This window comes from Leclercia sp. LSNIH3, from assembly GCF_002935105.1.
GTDB classification, from domain to species: domain Bacteria; phylum Pseudomonadota; class Gammaproteobacteria; order Enterobacterales; family Enterobacteriaceae; genus Enterobacter; species Enterobacter adecarboxylatus.
In genome coordinates, this window is sequence record NZ_CP026387.1 from 1,497,358 (window position 1) to 1,514,057 (window position 16,700).

The following is a 16,700-nucleotide window of genomic DNA, read 5'->3' on the forward strand; positions in this document are numbered from 1 at the left end:
GACACGCTGATGGGCTGCTACCAACTCTTCTGCAAGACGGAGCTGCTCCTAGAAGGTGAATGGTTTACGCATGCCCCCATTTATGATGAATGGGGGCACTGGCACCTGAAACATATCCTTGGCAATTAGAGGGGAATGTCCGTAAGCAGCAATTAGTAGACAGTTAAACGCAAATGTAACGTTTAAGAAGTAAGCAGAAATGAAAATCAGTACAAAAAAATTATTGGAGTTCGACTCTTCCAAAACGGAGGAGCTAAGCTATAGAATTCTCGCTACCTACTAATAACTAACTAATTTAACGATAGTCTCAAAAGCTATGATTGATTTTTACTTGCCAATATAACCTGCATACCACTGCATCATTTCCCTTCTTCCTTCCAGATATTGCGCATGGTTGTAAGTACCACGGATCGCGTTCTTATCGACATGTGCAAGCTGCGTTTCAATCCACGCTGAGTTAAAGCCCTGCTCGTGCAGAATGGTGCTCATCGTGTGCCTAAAACCATGCCCCGTAACCTTTCCCGTATATCCAATCCGCTTAAACACCTGATTAATACTCGCTTCGCTCATCGTTTTGCGGGGATCATTCCTCCCAGGAAACACAAGAGGATATTGCCCAGACATCACTTTGAGCTGCTGTACGATCTCTAGTGCTTGGGTAGACAGGGGCACGAGGTGAGGCCGTTTCATCTTCATACGCTCGGCAGGTATTTCCCACACCGCTTTTTCAAGATCAAACTCACTCCAGGAAGCACCTCGGAGCTCGCCAGTGCGAACTCCCGTAAGGATCAGCAGACGTGCTGCAAGAACAACCAACGGGCTTCCTGTATAGCCTGCGAGAGCTTTAAAGAAGTCTGGTAACTCTTCAACAGTTAGGAAGGGATAATGTTTCGATTCATGCCCTGACATCGCGCTGGTAAGATCAGCTGCAGGATTGTATTCCGTACGGCCGGTAACTATGGCGTAACGAAAGACTTCGCTGCAGCGCTGGCGAACCTTTTTGGCCTTCTCTGTCGCGCCACGGCTTTCCATTCGACGTAGCACATTAAGCAGAACCAGCGGTTTGATTTCATTCACCGGCAGTTGGCCGATATAGGGGAAAATATCTTTATTAAAGGCCTCCAGAATGTCAGAAGCATACCCTTCTGACCACCGGTTCACCTTCGTACCGTGCCACTCAAGCGCCACAGACTGGAACGTATTATTGAGCTGCACATCGCGAACCAGCTTTTCTTCTTTCTTGGCGAAAGACGGATCGATGCCCTCGGCCAGCTTTTTCTTGGCTTCATCACGTAGTGCCCTCGCTTGTGCAAGGGACACTGCTGGATAGACACCAAAAGCCATACGCTTCTCTTTTCCATTGAAGCGATACTTCATCCGCCAGTATCTGGAACCAGAGGGAACAACCTCAAGATACAAACCAGCACCATCTGCCAGCTTATAGGCTTTCTCTCTGGGTTTAGCAGCGTCAACCTGTCGCGCATTAAGCTTCATTGGGGGCATCTCCCTGGACCGAACACAGAATGCCCCCACTTATGCCCCCAACTGCGACTTGATTTCGGTTGAGTCCAGTTGATAACAGGAGATAAGATACGGGCTAGAAAGCACAGTATACGGGCTTTTAGTTGATTTCGGTAGACTTGGGAAGAGCTTGAAATGGTGCCGATAATAGGAGTCGAACCTACGACCTTCGCATTACGAATGCGCTGCTCTACCAACTGAGCTATATCGGCTTTCCGGAGGAGGAACTTCGGTGTAAAAGGGTAAGAAAAAGAACCCAACTCGTCAACCCTTCACCTTTTAGTCGTTGATTTTTCCATCAATACGCGCAAAAACAACACAAATAAAAAGGTTGTTTTTGTTTTTCTTCACATTTTGCGGCTAATTGCCTGCGCAAGAGAGGCTATCTTCCCCGTTTGCCTGCAGAATCGGCTATCTTGAGTTTTACATTTTGACATCAAGCCCCGCCAGAACAGGCCGATATTGAAAACGATCGGAACATAATAACACCTGAGAAAATGGGGTAATCATGCATAAACTTTTTGTCAGCGATGATATATCCGGTACGGACCTTGAGCCGAAACAAACGGCGACCTTGATTAAACGCGCTTTGCAGCTGATGTTTTCTCTGTTGGCAATGTTGTTTATTGTTGCGATTATCGCGCTGCTGACCATCGTGCGAAACATCAATGACAGCAGCGATAAGCACAGCGCCATGCTGCTGGAAAAAGCGATCCACAACCGCGTAGATACCCTCACAACTCACATCAAAGATTACGCCTGGTGGGGCGAAGCCTATCAGCACCTGCATCCTAAAATAGATACCGACTGGGCTTATACCCGGCAGAACATGGGAGCCACGCTGTGGCGCGATTTTGAGTACGAAGGACTGTTCGTGCTCGACGGCAGCGGGAAGACCCGTTACAGCGTGATTAACGGCAAGCTGGTGACAGACTCACTGCAATCGTGGCTGGGTGAAGATCCCTTGCCCGAGCTGATTCAAAAAATAAACAAGCCGGACGCGATTCCTGTATCCAGTACGGTGGTGATGAAGGGCGGCTATCCGGCGCTGGTGGCAGCGGCACGCATCACAACCGGTGACGACTCAAGCATGCCTGTTGCTCCCGGCCCCGCCTCTGTGCTGGTCTTTGTCGACGTGCTGGATAGCTCTAAGCTCACTGCGCTGGGTGAAGAGTACGGTATCGCCCAGACTCGCGTGCAGCATAAAAACTCACCGAGGCTGGCAGGGCGACGCGGGGTGGCTACCCTCCCCGTTGACGGCCAGCAAGTGACCTTTGAATGGAAAAGCGAAAATCCGGGGCGGGAGCTGCTGCGCTATATCCTGCCGCTGCTGATCCTGCTGGCGCTTTGTACCGCTATTCCCGGCGTAATGCTGGGACGCAACGCGCTCAAAAAGGCGCGCATGTATGATGAAAATACCTATCTGCTGGCCCAGAACCGTCTTGCCCTGACGGCCAGCGAGCGCCGTTTTCGTGACGTCGCCGAGGCGACCACCGACTGGATCTGGGAGACCGACCCGGAGCTGCGTTTTACCTGGCTTTCCGAGCGTTTTCCCGGCATTACCGGGTACAGCATATCGTCCTGGATCGGCCGCCCGCTCAGCGAGCTAATGTCCGCAGAAAACCAGTCGCTGGCAGACTGGATTACCCTGCCCGGGCAGACAGGGCATCGCCGCCTGCTGCACTGCCGCTATCTTTCCGCGATGGGACATCAACGCTACTGCCATATTGCGATCAAACCTGTCATCACACCGGAGGGGATAACCGGCTACCGGGGCACTGCCACGGATGTCACGCTGGAGGTGGAGGCCCAGGCACGCGTGGAGTATCTCTCCCGCCACGACGAACTGACCGGGCTGCCCAACCGGGTGCGCATGCGCGAGTTTCTGGAGGGCAAGTTGCAGGCGCAACCCACGCAGCAGCATCCGCTGGCAATGCTTAGCCTCGATCTCGATAAGTTTAAGCCGGTTAACGATCTCTTTGGTCATGGTGCCGGTGACGCCGTACTGCATGAGGTCTCAGCCAGGCTACGGCACTGTATCCGCGATTACGATCTGGTGGCGCGCCAGGGCGGAGACGAGTTTATTCTGGTGATCTCCGACATCCATGATCGGCGGTACATCGATACCCTGTGCGAGCGCATCATTGCCGAGCTGACGCGCCCCTTCCTTGTCAACGGAAATGAGATCGTGATCGGCGCCAGCATCGGGATCGCCATGGCACCGCATGATGCCGTCGACGCGGGCGAACTCCTGCGCTTCTCGGACATCGCGCTGTACAAAGCCAAAAGCACCGGGCGCAATAAATGGGTGTTCTATATGCCTGAAATGGCCGAGCAGATGGTGCAGCGCCGGGAGATGGAAAAGAGCCTGCGCGACGGGATTAAAAAAGAGCAGTTCCGTCTGGTCTACCAGCCGCGTTACGGCCATGACTTATCGCGGATCATCGCCGTAGAGGCGTTAATTCGCTGGGATCACCCTGAGCTTGGCCTGATCATGCCGGATCAGTTTATTTCTCTGGCCGAAGAGACCGGGCTGATTATTCCGCTCAGCGACTGGGTGCTGAAAACCGCCTGCCGGGACGCGCAGGAGACGCTGCACGGTCTCTCGGTTTCGGTGAATATCTCTGCGGTCGAGTTCCAGTCCTGGCAGGTGGTGGATCGCATCAAGGAGGCGCTACAGCTCTCGCAATTAGATCCGGCCCGACTGGAGATCGAAATTACCGAAAACGCCACCCTGTGGAACCCGGAAAACAGTCTCGAAATCATGCTGGCGCTGAAGAAACTTGGCGTGAAGCTGTTGATGGACGATTTTGGAACCGGCTACTCCTCCCTGAGCTATCTGCGCAATTTCCCGTTCGATGGCATTAAGCTGGATAAATCCTTTATCGACGGCATGCCGGAGAGCGACAGCGCCAACACCATCGTTGAAAATATTATCGGCCTGGGCAAAGCCTTTTCGCTGAGTATTACGGCAGAAGGGGTGGAGACCGAAGGGCAGCTCCAGAAGCTGATGATGATGAAGTGCGATGAAACGCAGGGCTATTTTATCAGCAGGCCGCTCAGCCTGACGGCATTACAGGAGCAAATATCCGCGCTGGATTCGGCGGCACAGGGACGCAATGAACAGAATAGTCAGGGATAGCACGGGCAGCAGCCGCTGCCCGCGTAGGGATTATGCCCGAATGGTATCGTCACCGAAGCCGATCCACTTGTAGGTGGTCAGCGCTTCCAGCCCCATCGGGCCGCGCGCGTGCAGCTTCTGGGTGCTGACCGCCACTTCGGCACCAAGGCCAAACTGGCCACCATCGGTAAAGCGAGTGGAGGCGTTCACGTACACGGCTGACGAGTCCACTTCGTTCACAAAGCGGTTGGCATTGCTCAGGGTGCGGGTGAGGATCGCATCCGAATGCTGGGTGCCGTGGGCACGAATATGGGCGATGGCGTCATCCAGATCGGCAACCACCTTCACGTTCAGATCCAGCGACAGGAACTCGTCGTCGTACTGTTCTGCTTTCACCGCCTCAACCTTCGCCGGGCCGTCTTTCAGCTGCGTCAGCGCATTAGAATCCGCGTGCAGAGTCACACCGCTCTGCGCCATCTGCTGGCTCAAGGCAGGGAGGAAACGATCGGCGATACGCTGATGCACCAGCAACGTCTCCACCGTGTTACAGGTGCTTGGGCGCTGGGTTTTGGCATTGACGATGATCTTCAGGGCCGGTTCGATCTCGGCGGTGTCATCGACAAAAATATGGCACACGCCGATACCGCCGGTGATAACCGGGATCGTCGATTGCTCGCGGCACAGTTTGTGCAGCCCTGCCCCGCCGCGCGGGATCAGCATGTCGATGTATTTGTCCATGCGCAGCATTTCGTTGACCAGCGCACGATCCGGGCTTTCAATCGCCTGAACCGCACCGGCTGGCAGACCGCACTCTTCCAGCGCCTGCTGGATCACTTTTACCGTGGCGGCGTTGGTGCGCCAGGTCTCTTTCCCGCCGCGCAGGATAGCCGCGTTGCCGGTTTTCAGGCACAGCGAGGCGACATCAACAGTCACGTTCGGGCGCGCTTCGTAGATCACCCCAATGACGCCAAGCGGCACGCGGCGGCGTTCGATGCGCAGGCCGCTGTCCAGCAGTCCGCCGTCGATCACCTGCCCGACCGGATCGGCCAGGCTGCATACCTGACGCACGTCATCGGCAATGCTTTTCAGGCGCGCGGGGTTTAACGCCAGACGATCGAGCATCGCCTCGCTCAGGCCGTTGCGGCGGGCTTCCAGCAGATCCTGCTCGTTGGCGAGCAAAATCTCGTGAGACTGGGCTTCCAGATACTCTGCAATTTTTTCCAGCACGCGATTTTTCTCGCGGCTGGAAAGGAGCGCCAGTTTGTAAGAGGCGGCTTTGGCAGCAGCGCCCATTTGTTCCAGCATGTCCAGCTCCTTAACGGGTGATCATATCGTCGCGATGGACAGCAACCGGGCCATACTCATAGCCGAGAATGGCATCGATCTGCTGTGAATGATGGCCTGCAATACGGCGCAGCGCGTCGCTGTTGTAGCGGCAGACGCCGTGGGCGATGTCGCGCCCTTCCAGATTACAGATACGGATCACTTCACCACGGGAGAAGTTGCCTGTCACGTTTTTAATTCCTTTTGGAAGCAATGAGCTGCCTCTTTCCAGAATAGCGGCCGTGGCACCTTCATCAACGGTGATCTCCCCGGCAGGCGGTGCGCCGAAAATCCAGCGTTTGCGGTTTTCCAGCGGGGTGGCTTCGGCGTGGAAACGTGTTCCAACGGAAATGCCTTCCATGACATCGCCAATCACACCCGGACGGCTGCCGGCGGCGATGATGGTGTCGATACCCGCGCGGCACGCGACGTCGGCGGCCTGGAGCTTTGTGCCCATCCCGCCGGTGCCGAGGCCAGAGACGCTGTCGCCTGCAATGGCACGCAGCGCATCGTCGATGCCTTTTACATCGGTGATCAGTTCGGCTTGCGGGTTAGTGCGAGGGTCTGCGGTAAACAGCCCCTGTTGATCGGTGAGCAGCAGCAGCTTATCGGCCCCTGCCAGAATAGCGGCCAGCGCCGACAGGTTATCGTTGTCGCCAACCTTAATTTCTGCGGTGGCGACCGCATCGTTTTCGTTAATGACCGGAACGATGTTGTTATCCAGCAGCGCGCGCAGGGTATCGCGGGCGTTGAGGAAACGCTCGCGATCTTCCATATCGGCGCGGGTCAGCAGCATCTGTCCGACGTGAATGCCGTAGATAGAGAACAGCTGTTCCCAGAGTTGAATCAGGCGGCTTTGTCCGACGGCTGCCAGCAGCTGCTTGGAGGCAATGGTCGCGGGGAGTTCGGGATAACCCAGATGCTCACGTCCGGCGGCAATCGCCCCGGAGGTGACAATCACAATACGGTGCCCTGCGGCATGAAGCTGTGCGCACTGGCGTACCAGTTCGACAATGTGGGCGCGATTAAGGCGGCGCGATCCGCCTGTTAACACACTGGTGCCGAGTTTTACCACCAGCGTCTGGCTGTCACTCATGATTCTCTGCCGTTCAACAATAAGGGAAATGAAATCAATCAGACTTTTTATCAGGACTGGGGCCGGTTGCCAACCGCCTTAACGCTCAGGCTACCACTTTGTTGCGCGGGATCAGGAAGCGTAGCGGCAAAGGTTGACACTTTTATTACTGAAATAAAAAAACACAGTAATTTAAACTTATTCTGTATTTGTCATAAAACGTTCACTTCATAACGTTAAAACCCTTCCTGTTTTTTCACGGAACAAAAGCTTGAGCTTACTGTTCAGCGAATATTAGCGCGTTTATAAGAAACCAGGATTGAAAATGAAAAAGAGTACTCTGGCATTAGTGGTAATGGGCATTGTGGCATCTTCATCTGTACAGGCAGCCGAAGTATTTAATAAAAACGGCAATAAACTGGACGTGTACGGTAAAGTGAAAGCAATGCATTATCTCAGCGATGATGATGCCAAAGATGGTGACCAAACTTATGCGCGTTTCGGCTTTAAAGGCGAAACCCAAATTAACGAACAGCTGACCGGCTATGGCCGTTGGGAAGCTGAATTTTCCGGCAATAAAGCTGAAAGCGACGCGACACAGAAAACCCGTCTGGCCTTCGCCGGTATCAAGCTGAAAGACTTCGGTTCATTCGACTACGGTCGTAACCTCGGCGCCCTGTATGACGTCGAAGCCTGGACTGATATGTTCCCGGAATTCGGCGGTGACTCCTCTGGACAGACCGACAACTTCATGACCAAACGCGCCAGCGGTCTGGCGACCTACCGTAATACCGACTTCTTCGGCGCCATTAATGGCCTGGACCTGACCCTGCAATATCAGGGTAAAAACGAAGGCCGCGAAGCGAAGAAACAGAACGGCGACGGCTTCGGTACGGCTCTGAGCTATGATTTCGGCGGCAGCGATTTTGCCATCAGCGGCGCCTACACCAACTCTGACCGCACCAATGCCCAGAACCTGCTGGCACGTGGCGAAGGTGAAAAAGCCGAAGCCTGGGGCACCGGTCTGAAATATGACGCGAACAACCTCTACCTGGCAACCATGTATACCGAGACGCGTAATATGACGCCAATCTCCGGTGGCTTCGCCAATAAAGCGCAGAACTTCGAAGCGGTTGCACAATATCAGTTTGACTTTGGTCTGCGCCCATCTCTGGGTTATGTCCAGTCTAAAGGCAAGGATATTGAAGGCATCGGTGATGAAGATATCGTGAAATATATCGACGTCGGCGCGACCTATTATTTCAACAAAAATATGTCGGCCTTTGTTGATTATAAAATCAACCAGATTGATGACGATAATAAACTGGGCGTGAGCAGCGATGATATCGTTGCCCTGGGCATGACCTACCAGTTCTGATTTCGCGAAATAAAAAACCCGGCGCGGTATGGCCGGGTTTTTTATTGTCTGTTTTTACGCCAGGCGTTAAGCGGTCAGCTTAACCGGTTCGTTGGTAAAGTCGTCAGCAGGTTCGAGTTTCAGATCGAACGTCGCCAGCAATGTACGGGCTTTCTCGTGGAATTCACGCAGGGTATGCTCAAGGCGCTGGACCACTTCAGGATCCTTAATCGCCATCGCCTGCCAGTGGCCCTCTTTATCGAACAGGCCAAACTGGTAGTTATAGGTGAAGCGTGACGCTTCGGCTTCCATTTCCATCCACCATCCCCAGAATTCGCGCTTTTCCGGCGCTGGCTTTACGTTAACGCACACGGCCAGGCAGTCGAAAAAAAAGCGATTCTCTTCGCACTGCTCTTCGCGGATGTAGGGGCCAAGAGCCATAAACTTCTTGATCATTCTACTTTTCGGATGTCCACTCGGTAACGTCATTGCGATCTCCTTTTATGAAGCCACTGTTGTACCAAACCTCAAGAAATTAGCAATCTCTTAACACAGTCTCTGATGGATCCAACGCGCAATCTGTTGTAATGCCTTGTCAAAATTTTCATACACCGGACTAAACGGCACCTCCAGCAGCTTACCCTCGACAGATGACGAGGTGATTAAGCGTGACTCCTCTTCCGGGCTGAAGGGATCGTTTTTCCAGAAGCCCGAAAGCATCGGCGTCGGGCAGCGACGACCCAGCAATCCCTGCGTTTTCAGGGAGTAGCGATTGAGTTCCACGCGCAGCGCCTCATCGGAGGCATCGTGCATGCCCAGGCTGCTGGCCAGTACATCAAGATACATTTCCGGCACGCGGCCCTGTCGTGCGGGTTCGCTTAACAGCGCATGCACCACCGGCCCGAGGCAGGCCACCGCTTTCAGGCGTGAGGATTCCAGATAGGCCAGACGCACGGCGACGTTAGCGCCAAAGCGGAAGCCAAACGCCGCCACCCGGGTGTGATCCACCCACGGATTTTGCTCCAGCGATTTCAGGGCATGCTGGTGGAGCAAGCTGGAATCCTGAGTCAGTTTCCATTTTGACGAGAAGCCAATCGACGGCATGTCGAGCGTCAGCATCGCCAGCCCCTTCGGCGCCAGGTAGCGTTCATACAGGCTGTAGTAATCGGTTTGCAGCGAGTCGAGGCCGCCACACATCATCACCGTCGGGAAGGGGCCGTCGCCTGGAGGTGTATGCAGGAAGCCGGTCACCGCCGGACCGCCGGGAATGGTAAAGGTGAGTTCGCGCATCTGACCCGGCAGATGCTGGGCCGCTTCCTGGTAAGCACGGTTCGCCAGCGCCTGCGCCTGCTCCGCCAGTTCATCGCCTTTCAGGTGTGGGTAAGCCGCGATGCTGTAGAGGTTACAGGCATGCAGCCAGTGCTTGCCGCTTAACAGGGGATCGTCTTCCTGGCTCGCCTTTTGCTGCCAGATCATCGCCTGTTTTGCCCACTCGTAGATCCAGTTGCCGCCGCGATAGCCCACCACCGTGTCGTACAGATCGTCGTCTGTCCGTTCGGCCTGGCTCATTACGATACGCGCCTGCACATCCAGAATTTCACGGGGATCGATGCCGCGCCAGATCCACATCAGACGGTTGACCATGCGATACCAGTGCGGGACGTTTTTGCCATCCAGCGCCGATTGCACGGCCGGTTGTACGCCACTGTTAAAGCGACGAACCAGCGTCGAGGTTTCCGGATGTTTGAATTTGGGCTTGAAGAGAATTTCGCTGAGATTCGCCTGGGACATTGCGCGCTGCCTCTTAAGATACGTCAGAGGGCATCATTGTAACGCGACAACGGCGAAAAAAATAACGCCCGGCATCACCGGGCGTTAAAAATGTAGGGATTAGCGGCCTGAAATCGGTGGGACGAAAACGACGCCCATATCCCATGGCTGTTCGATCCAGGTATCCTGCGGGATATCAATTACATAATCGTCAACCAGTGGTTTACCTGCTGGCTTAGCGAAGATGGTGACGAAATGCGCTTTAGGATACATTTCGCGGATGGCCACTGCCGTACCGCCGGTATCAACCAGATCGTCAATCACGATGAAACCTTCACCATCGCCTTCGGCGCGTTTCAGCACTTTCAGCTCACGCTGGTTGTCATGGTCGTAGCTGGAGATGCATACGGTATCGACATGGCGAATACCCAGCTCACGTGCCAGCAATGCCCCCGGTACCAGGCCACCGCGGCTAACAGCGATAATGCCTTTCCACTGTTCGGATGGCATCAGGCGTGCAGCCAGTTTACGTGCATGAATCTGCAACATGTCCCAGGTGACGATGTATTTTTCGCTCATGTGAATTGTCCCAGCCTGTTTATATACGGCTTAAAAAGTGTTCGAGGGGGAAAATGGTTGCGCGAGATTATAGAGATCTGAAGCACTAAAAACCAGTGCTAAGCGGTTCCGCCCGGAGTTTTTACTTGCTTACCCCTACCAGCCGACAGAGAAAGTGGTATTCTCGAACCCACCTCGCAAGTCTGACTTGTGGTAACTCTAAACCTGCTAACCCCGTGACCTGCAACATTGTCTGCAGGCTCTCGACAAGGAGACTTACTGTGTCTGAACTGTCTCAATTATCGCCACAACCGCTGTGGGATATTTTTGCCAAAATCTGCTCAATTCCTCACCCGTCTTATCACGAAGAACAGCTTGCCGAACACATCATGGGCTGGGCGAAGGAAAAAGGGCTGCACGCCGAACGCGACCAGGTTGGCAACATTCTGATCCGTAAACCGGCCACCGCCGGGATGGAAAACCGTAAACCGGTTGTGCTGCAGGCGCACCTGGACATGGTTCCACAGAAGAACAACGACACCGTACACGATTTCACCAAAGATCCGATTCAGCCGTACATCGACGGCGAGTGGATTAAAGCCCGCGGCACCACTCTGGGTGCGGATAACGGTATCGGTATGGCCTCTGCGCTGGCGGTGCTGGCAGACGATGGCGTTGAGCATGGTCCACTAGAAGTACTGCTGACCATGACCGAAGAAGCCGGTATGGATGGCGCCTTTGGTCTGCAACCGAACTGGCTGCAGGCGGATATCCTGATCAATACCGACTCCGAAGAGGAAGGCGAAATCTACATGGGTTGCGCGGGCGGTATCGACTTTATCTCCACGCTGCCGCTGACCCGCGAAGCGATCCCGGCAGGCTTCCAGACCTTCAAGCTGACGCTGAAAGGGCTGAAGGGCGGCCACTCCGGCGGTGATATTCACTTAGGTTTAGGCAATGCCAACAAGCTGCTGGCCCGTTTCCTGGCTGGCCACGCTGCCGAGCTGGATCTGCGTCTGGTGGATTTCAACGGCGGTACGCTGCGTAACGCAATCCCACGCGAAGCTTTCGCCACCGTGGCCGTTGCCGCAGACAAAGCCGATGCGCTGAAAAAGCTCGCTACCGTTTATCTCGATATCCTGAAAAACGAACTGGAAGCGAAAGAGAAGAACCTGACCGTGGTGCTGGAAGCTGTCACAACGGATAAAGCTGCACTGACTGAAGAGTCGCGTGATCGCTTTGTTCAACTGCTGAACGCGACCCCGAACGGCGTGATCCGCAACTCTGACGTGGCGAAAGGCGTGGTTGAAACCTCCCTGAACGTCGGCGTGGTGACCATGGCTGACGACAGCGCAGAGATCATCTGCCTGATCCGCTCCCTGATCGACAGCGGTAAAGATTATGTGGTGAGCATGCTGGAATCGCTGGGCAAACTCTCTGGTGCGCAAACCAACGCCAAGGGCAGCTACCCGGGCTGGCAGCCAGACGCAAGCTCACCGGTGATGGCGCTGGTGCGTGAAACTTATCAGCGTCTGTTCAACAGCACGCCGAACATTCAGGTGATCCACGCGGGTCTGGAGTGCGGTCTGTTCAAGAAACCGTACCCGGATATGGATATGGTTTCCATCGGGCCAACCATTACCGGTCCGCACAGCCCGGATGAGCAGGTGCATATCGAAAGCGTGGGCCATTACTGGACCCTGCTGACGGAACTGCTGAAAGCGATCCCGGCGAAGTAATCCGCCGACAGTTGCCCGGCGGCACTGCGTTTGCCGGGCCTGAGGGTCACACATCGTATCAGGCCCGGTAAGCGTGAGCGCCACCGGGCTTTTTTACAGCCCCAGCACCAGCTGCCGCTCAAGCTGCGGATCCAGCAGAGTGACATGTAACCCCACCAGCCGTACTCCCCGCCCTGCCCGACGCTCTTCCCAGGTTTTCTTGGCGGTCGCAATCAAATCCTCTTTGTTCAGCCGCGGCCAGACGTGTTCCTGGGTGGTTTGCTGGAAGTCGTTAAACTTGAGTTTTACCCCCTGGCGGGCAATCAGCAGATCCGGTTTGACCTTTGCCAGTCGACGCTCAAGCTCCGGGTAAAGCTGCCCGACGATAATGGCTTCGCAGTCTGCCCAGTCGTGAATATCCTCGGCCAGTGTCCGTTCAACGCCCACGGATTTACGCAGCCGCTCGCTGTTAACGTTGCGCTCATCAATGCCCTGGCTCCGCTCCCACAGCACCCGGCCAAACTTACCGAAGCGCTTAAGCAACATGCTCAGATCGCTGTTCTGTACATCTCCGCAGGTTCGCAGCCCCATGTTCTCCAGCTTTGCCGCAGAGACTTTCCCCACGCCGGGGATCTTGCCGAGCGGCAGCGTTTTGATAAACGCTGGCACCTCATCCGGGGTGATGACGTACTGGCCGTTGGGCTTATTGAGATCCGAGGCGATTTTGGCGAGAAATTTTACCGGCGCAATGCCCGCCGAGGCGGTGAGCTGTAATTCATCGAAAATCTTCTGGCGGATCTCCTGGGCCATCAGCGTGGCAGAGCCGTGACAGTGCAGGCTGTCGGTGACATCCAGATAGGCTTCGTCCAGCGACAGAGGCTCAATCAGAGAGGTGTAGCGGGAAAAAATCTCGCGGATATGGTGGGACGCTTCTTTGTAGGCCTCGAAACGTCCGGGTAATAAGGTCAGGTGCGGGCACAGTTTTAACGCCATTGCGGTCGGCATGGCGCTGCGCACGCCAAACTTACGTGCCGGGTAGTTGGCCGTGCTGATCACCCCGCGCTGCACACGGCTGCCGCCAATGGCAATGGGGATATCCCGCAGCGCCGGGTTGTCGCGCATCTCTACCGCAGCGAAAAAACAGTCCATATCGACATGGATTATCTTGCGCATCATCGTCACCACACCTGTAATTATGCACAGTATAACAAAGTGCAAAAAATGCGTCAGCAGATTTACCGTCTCACTCCTGTCATTAAAGCGTGGTACAAGAATACGCCATCAAGCATTTACAACTCATTGAATTACATGATTTAAAATGGAAAATTATTCATGAAAAAAATGATTATCGCCTCACTTGTGCTCACCACCTCCGCCTGGGCCAGCCCACAAATGATTGCTCACCGTGGAGGAACCGCCGACGCGCCGGAGAATACCCTTCCGGCGATCCAGCTGGCGCTGGAAAACCGCGCTCAGGCTATCTGGGTCACCGTGCAGCTCAGCCGTGACGGTGTGCCGGTGCTTTATCGTCCCAGCGATCTCAGCGCATTAACCACAGCAAAGGGAAAGATCTCGCAGTACACCCAAGCGGAGCTGGCGACAGTTGATGCCGGGGCTAAATGGAAAGAAAAGGTCGCCGGGAGCACAATTCCAACCCTGAAAGCGGTGCTTGAACGCTGGCCTGACACCCCGTTTTACATCGATATTAAATCTCCCGACGCCGATCCGGCTGAGATGGGTAAACAGCTTCTTAGCGTGCTGAAAGAGACCAACGGCCTGACGCGTGTTCGCGTATATTCCACAGAGGATCGCTATCTGGATGCGCTGCCTGCGGAAGTGCCGCGCTTTGTCACCCGCAGTGAAACACGCACCCGGCTGGCGAATATCTCACTGAACCACGTTTGCCAGACGCCGGCAAAGAAAATGGATGCGTACTGGTACGGGCTGGAACTGAATCGCAAGGTAGAGGTGGTGGAGAAATTCACGCTGGGGGATGGTATCTCCCCGGCAACCCTGACGTGGGATAAGGAGGCGATGGACTGTTTCCGTTCTCAGGGAAATGCCCATGTGATCCTGCTCGGTGTTAACTCCGCAGAGGATTACCAGAAAGCACAAGCATTGGGGGCTGACGGCGTGATGGTGGATTCGCCCGCGCAGGCCAGCGCCTGGCTTAAGTAAAAAAGCAGGCCGCTGTCGCGGCCTGTATTATTCAGAGGATCCGGTTCTGCTGGCGTTGCGCTTCTCGTGCAATACGCTTTTTACGCGCGTCGCACGGCTCCGGGCAATCGCAGACTTTTTCCATCCCCAGCGAGGAGATGCCGCCGCAGCTGCCCTGAATGCTTTTGCGCTTAATCAACCAGCCGAGCGACATGCCAAACACCACCAGCACAAACATCGCAAAGGTCAGCAAGAAGGTCATCATCATCAGCCTCCAAAATCATCCAGCATGATGTTCTCATCCTCTACACCGAGATCCTGCAACATTTTGATGACAGCGGCGTTCATCATCGGCGGCCCGCACATGTAGAACTCGCAGTCTTCCGGGGCGGCATGATGTTTGAGATAGTTTTCATACAGCACGTTATGAATGAACCCGGTATAACCGGTCCAGTTGTCTTCCGGCAGCGGATCGGAGAGCGCAATGTGGAAGCTGAAGTTCGGGTTGTCGCGCGCCAGCTGTTCGAACTCCTCCTGATAGAACATTTCACGCAGCGAACGGGCGCCGTACCAGAAGCTGATCTTACGCTGACTGCCCAGGCGCTTAAGCTGATCAAAAATGTGCGAGCGCATCGGCGCCATCCCGGCGCCCCCGCCGATAAAGACCATTTCGGCGTCGGTCTCTTTGGCAAAGAACTCACCAAACGGACCGGAGATGGTGACCTTATCACCCGCTTTCAGCGACCAGATATAAGACGACATGATCCCCGGCGGCGCATCCGGTACGCCCGGCGGCGGCGTGGCGATACGCACGTTGAGCATGATGATGCCCCTCTCTTCCGGGTAGTTGGCCATGGAGTAGGCGCGCAGCGTCGGCTCTTTGACCTCAGAGACAAAGCGGAACAGGTTGAATTTATCCCAGTCACCGCGGTACTCGTCAGGAACGTCAAAGTCTTTGTACGCGACAGTATGCGCCGGGCATTCAATCTGAATGTAGCCGCCCGCACGGAACGGCACATCTTCGCCATCGGGAACGCGCAGCTTCAGCTCTTTAATGAAGGTGGCTTTGTTATCGTTGGAGATAACTTCACACTGCCACTTTTTCACGCCGAAGATCTCCTCCGGCAGTTCAATCTTCATGTCCTGGCGCACCGCCACCTGACAGGCCAGACGACAGCCCTCTTTCGCCTCACGCTTGCTAATGTGCGACAGCTCGGTCGGCAGAATATCCCCGCCGCCCTCTTTGACCGTGACCCGGCATTGCCCGCAGGAACCGCCGCCGCCGCAGGCAGAAGAGATAAAAATGCCATTGCCGGAAAGCGTGTTCAGCAGCTTGTCACCTGCAGGGGTGCGGATCTGCTTATCCGCCTCATCGTTAATCTCGATGATCACATCGCCGGAGTTCACCAGCTTTGACCGCGCCACCAGAATCAGCCCTGAGAGCACCAGCACGATCAACGTGAACATCACTACGCCAAGTATAATTTCCATCTATTTTGCCCTTACAGCTGCACACCGGAGAAGGACATAAAGCCCAGCGCCATCAGCCCGGTGGTGATAAAGGTGATCCCTAAGCCGCGCAACCCGGCCGGCACGTTGGCATACTTCATTTTTTCGCGCAGACCCGCCATCGTCACGATGGCAAGCATCCACCCAATACCAGAGCCGAAGCCGTACACCACCGACTCGGTAAAGTTGTAATCACGTTGTACCATAAACGACACGCCGCCGAAGATGGCGCAGTTCACGGCGATCAACGGCAGGAAGATCCCCAGCGCCGTGTAGAGTGACGGGAAGTATTTATCAAGGATCATCTCAAGGATCTGCACCAGCGCCGCAATGACGCCAATGAAGGTGATGAAGTTGAGGAAGCTCAGATCAACCCCGTCAACCAGCGCACCGTCGCGCAGCACCAGGTTAAAGACCAGGTTGTTAATCGGAACCGACAGCCCTAACACCACCGTGACGGCAACGCCCAGCCCGAAGGCGGTCGATACCTTTTTAGACACGGCAAGGAACGTACACATGCCGAGGAAAAACGCGAGCGCCATGTTTTCAACAAACACCGCCCGCACAAACAAACTCAGGTAATGAGCCATT

The 16,700-nt window shown here is 55.0% G+C and carries 14 protein-coding genes and 1 tRNA gene; 4 read left to right on the forward strand and 11 right to left on the reverse strand.

Annotated features, from left to right (window positions below; translation table 11 throughout):
* Positions 1 to 327 precede the first annotated feature (327 nt).
* The gene (locus C3F35_RS07310; protein ID WP_103793507.1) at positions 328 to 1,494 is read right to left on the reverse strand and encodes a tyrosine-type recombinase/integrase; all 1,167 of its coding nucleotides are present in this window, start codon (positions 1,492 to 1,494) and stop codon (positions 328 to 330) included.
* Positions 1,495 to 1,657: 163 nt separating this feature from the next.
* A tRNA-Thr gene (locus tag C3F35_RS07315) sits at positions 1,658 to 1,733 on the reverse strand.
* Positions 1,734 to 2,029: 296 nt separating this feature from the next.
* Here C3F35_RS07315 and C3F35_RS07320 point away from each other — a divergent pair.
* Positions 2,030 to 4,663, forward strand: coding sequence for a bifunctional diguanylate cyclase/phosphodiesterase (locus C3F35_RS07320; protein WP_277602372.1), 2,634 nt, complete (start codon positions 2,030 to 2,032; stop codon positions 4,661 to 4,663).
* Between the two features lie 30 nt (positions 4,664 to 4,693).
* On the opposite strand, the gene proA is transcribed toward C3F35_RS07320, so the two are convergent.
* On the reverse strand, positions 4,694 to 5,947 hold the full coding sequence (gene proA / locus C3F35_RS07325; RefSeq protein ID WP_059308673.1) for a glutamate-5-semialdehyde dehydrogenase: 1,254 nt from the start codon (positions 5,945 to 5,947) through the stop codon (positions 4,694 to 4,696).
* 10 nt (positions 5,948 to 5,957) lie between these two features.
* Positions 5,958 to 7,061, reverse strand: a complete 1,104-nt coding sequence (gene proB / locus C3F35_RS07330) for a glutamate 5-kinase (RefSeq protein WP_032616689.1) — start codon at positions 7,059 to 7,061, stop codon at positions 5,958 to 5,960.
* A gap of 304 nt (positions 7,062 to 7,365) precedes the next feature.
* Here proB and phoE point away from each other — a divergent pair, with 304 nt between their 5' ends.
* Positions 7,366 to 8,418, forward strand: a complete 1,053-nt coding sequence (gene phoE / locus C3F35_RS07335) for a phosphoporin PhoE (protein WP_103793506.1) — start codon at positions 7,366 to 7,368, stop codon at positions 8,416 to 8,418.
* Positions 8,419 to 8,484: 66 nt separating this feature from the next.
* Here the strand turns inward: phoE and crl are convergent, their stop codons facing one another.
* The 3 genes from crl to gpt all read right to left on the reverse strand — a co-directional run bounded on the left by crl (position 8,485) and on the right by gpt (position 10,746).
* Positions 8,485 to 8,886, reverse strand: a complete 402-nt coding sequence (crl, locus tag C3F35_RS07340; RefSeq protein WP_032616687.1) for a sigma factor-binding protein Crl — start codon at positions 8,884 to 8,886, stop codon at positions 8,485 to 8,487.
* Between the two features lie 57 nt (positions 8,887 to 8,943).
* The gene (gene frsA, locus C3F35_RS07345; RefSeq protein ID WP_059308674.1) at positions 8,944 to 10,188 is read right to left on the reverse strand and encodes an esterase FrsA; all 1,245 of its coding nucleotides are present in this window, start codon (positions 10,186 to 10,188) and stop codon (positions 8,944 to 8,946) included.
* 99 nt (positions 10,189 to 10,287) lie between these two features.
* The gene (gpt, locus tag C3F35_RS07350; RefSeq protein WP_032616685.1) at positions 10,288 to 10,746 is read right to left on the reverse strand and encodes a xanthine phosphoribosyltransferase; all 459 of its coding nucleotides are present in this window, start codon (positions 10,744 to 10,746) and stop codon (positions 10,288 to 10,290) included.
* A 260-nt stretch (positions 10,747 to 11,006) separates the two neighbouring features.
* On the opposite strand from gpt, the gene pepD reads away from it, so the two are divergent.
* Positions 11,007 to 12,464, forward strand: a complete 1,458-nt coding sequence (pepD, locus tag C3F35_RS07355; protein WP_103793505.1) for a cytosol nonspecific dipeptidase — start codon at positions 11,007 to 11,009, stop codon at positions 12,462 to 12,464.
* Between the two features lie 93 nt (positions 12,465 to 12,557).
* On the opposite strand, the gene dinB is transcribed toward pepD, so the two are convergent.
* Positions 12,558 to 13,616 carry a DNA polymerase IV gene (dinB, locus tag C3F35_RS07360; protein ID WP_103793512.1) on the reverse strand — a complete coding sequence of 353 codons (1,059 nt, stop codon included), beginning with the start codon at positions 13,614 to 13,616 and terminating at the stop codon, positions 12,558 to 12,560.
* 159 nt (positions 13,617 to 13,775) lie between these two features.
* On the opposite strand from dinB, the gene C3F35_RS07365 reads away from it, so the two are divergent.
* Positions 13,776 to 14,621, forward strand: coding sequence for a glycerophosphodiester phosphodiesterase family protein (locus C3F35_RS07365; protein ID WP_103793504.1), 846 nt, complete (start codon positions 13,776 to 13,778; stop codon positions 14,619 to 14,621).
* A gap of 31 nt (positions 14,622 to 14,652) precedes the next feature.
* Here C3F35_RS07365 and nqrM read toward each other — a convergent pair whose 3' ends face one another.
* Genes nqrM through nqrE form a run of 3 tightly spaced genes read right to left on the reverse strand, consistent with a single transcriptional unit; the run spans position 14,653 to position 16,699 of the window.
* Positions 14,653 to 14,868 (reverse strand): (Na+)-NQR maturation NqrM, encoded by a 216-nt coding sequence (gene nqrM / locus C3F35_RS07370; protein WP_059308677.1) that lies wholly within the window; start codon positions 14,866 to 14,868, stop codon positions 14,653 to 14,655.
* Positions 14,868 to 16,091, reverse strand: coding sequence for an NADH:ubiquinone reductase (Na(+)-transporting) subunit F (gene nqrF / locus C3F35_RS07375; RefSeq protein WP_103793502.1), 1,224 nt, complete (start codon positions 16,089 to 16,091; stop codon positions 14,868 to 14,870). Before nqrF ends, nqrM begins: the two co-directional genes overlap by 1 nt.
* 11 nt (positions 16,092 to 16,102) lie before the next feature.
* Positions 16,103 to 16,699 (reverse strand): NADH:ubiquinone reductase (Na(+)-transporting) subunit E, encoded by a 597-nt coding sequence (gene nqrE / locus C3F35_RS07380; RefSeq protein ID WP_103793501.1) that lies wholly within the window; start codon positions 16,697 to 16,699, stop codon positions 16,103 to 16,105.
* Position 16,700: the final 1 nt, after the last annotated feature.

Bases quoted from the DNA above. Each gene is read 5' to 3' on its own strand.
- C3F35_RS07365 (WP_103793504.1), top strand. From the start codon at position 13,776: ATGAAAAAAATGATTATCGCCTCACTTGTGCTCACCACCTCCGCCTGG.
- nqrM (WP_059308677.1), bottom strand. From the start codon at position 14,868: ATGATGATGACCTTCTTGCTGACCTTTGCGATGTTTGTGCTGGTGGTG.
- C3F35_RS07310 (WP_103793507.1), bottom strand. From the start codon at position 1,494: ATGAAGCTTAATGCGCGACAGGTTGACGCTGCTAAACCCAGAGAGAAA.
- frsA (WP_059308674.1), bottom strand. From the start codon at position 10,188: ATGTCCCAGGCGAATCTCAGCGAAATTCTCTTCAAGCCCAAATTCAAA.
- gpt (WP_032616685.1), bottom strand. From the start codon at position 10,746: ATGAGCGAAAAATACATCGTCACCTGGGACATGTTGCAGATTCATGCA.
- crl (WP_032616687.1), bottom strand. From the start codon at position 8,886: ATGACGTTACCGAGTGGACATCCGAAAAGTAGAATGATCAAGAAGTTT.
- dinB (WP_103793512.1), bottom strand. From the start codon at position 13,616: ATGCGCAAGATAATCCATGTCGATATGGACTGTTTTTTCGCTGCGGTA.
- nqrF (WP_103793502.1), bottom strand. From the start codon at position 16,091: ATGGAAATTATACTTGGCGTAGTGATGTTCACGTTGATCGTGCTGGTG.
- phoE (WP_103793506.1), top strand. From the start codon at position 7,366: ATGAAAAAGAGTACTCTGGCATTAGTGGTAATGGGCATTGTGGCATCT.
- nqrE (WP_103793501.1), bottom strand. From the start codon at position 16,699: ATGGCTCATTACCTGAGTTTGTTTGTGCGGGCGGTGTTTGTTGAAAAC.
- C3F35_RS07320 (WP_277602372.1), top strand. From the start codon at position 2,030: ATGCATAAACTTTTTGTCAGCGATGATATATCCGGTACGGACCTTGAG.
- proA (WP_059308673.1), bottom strand. From the start codon at position 5,947: ATGCTGGAACAAATGGGCGCTGCTGCCAAAGCCGCCTCTTACAAACTG.
- proB (WP_032616689.1), bottom strand. From the start codon at position 7,061: ATGAGTGACAGCCAGACGCTGGTGGTAAAACTCGGCACCAGTGTGTTA.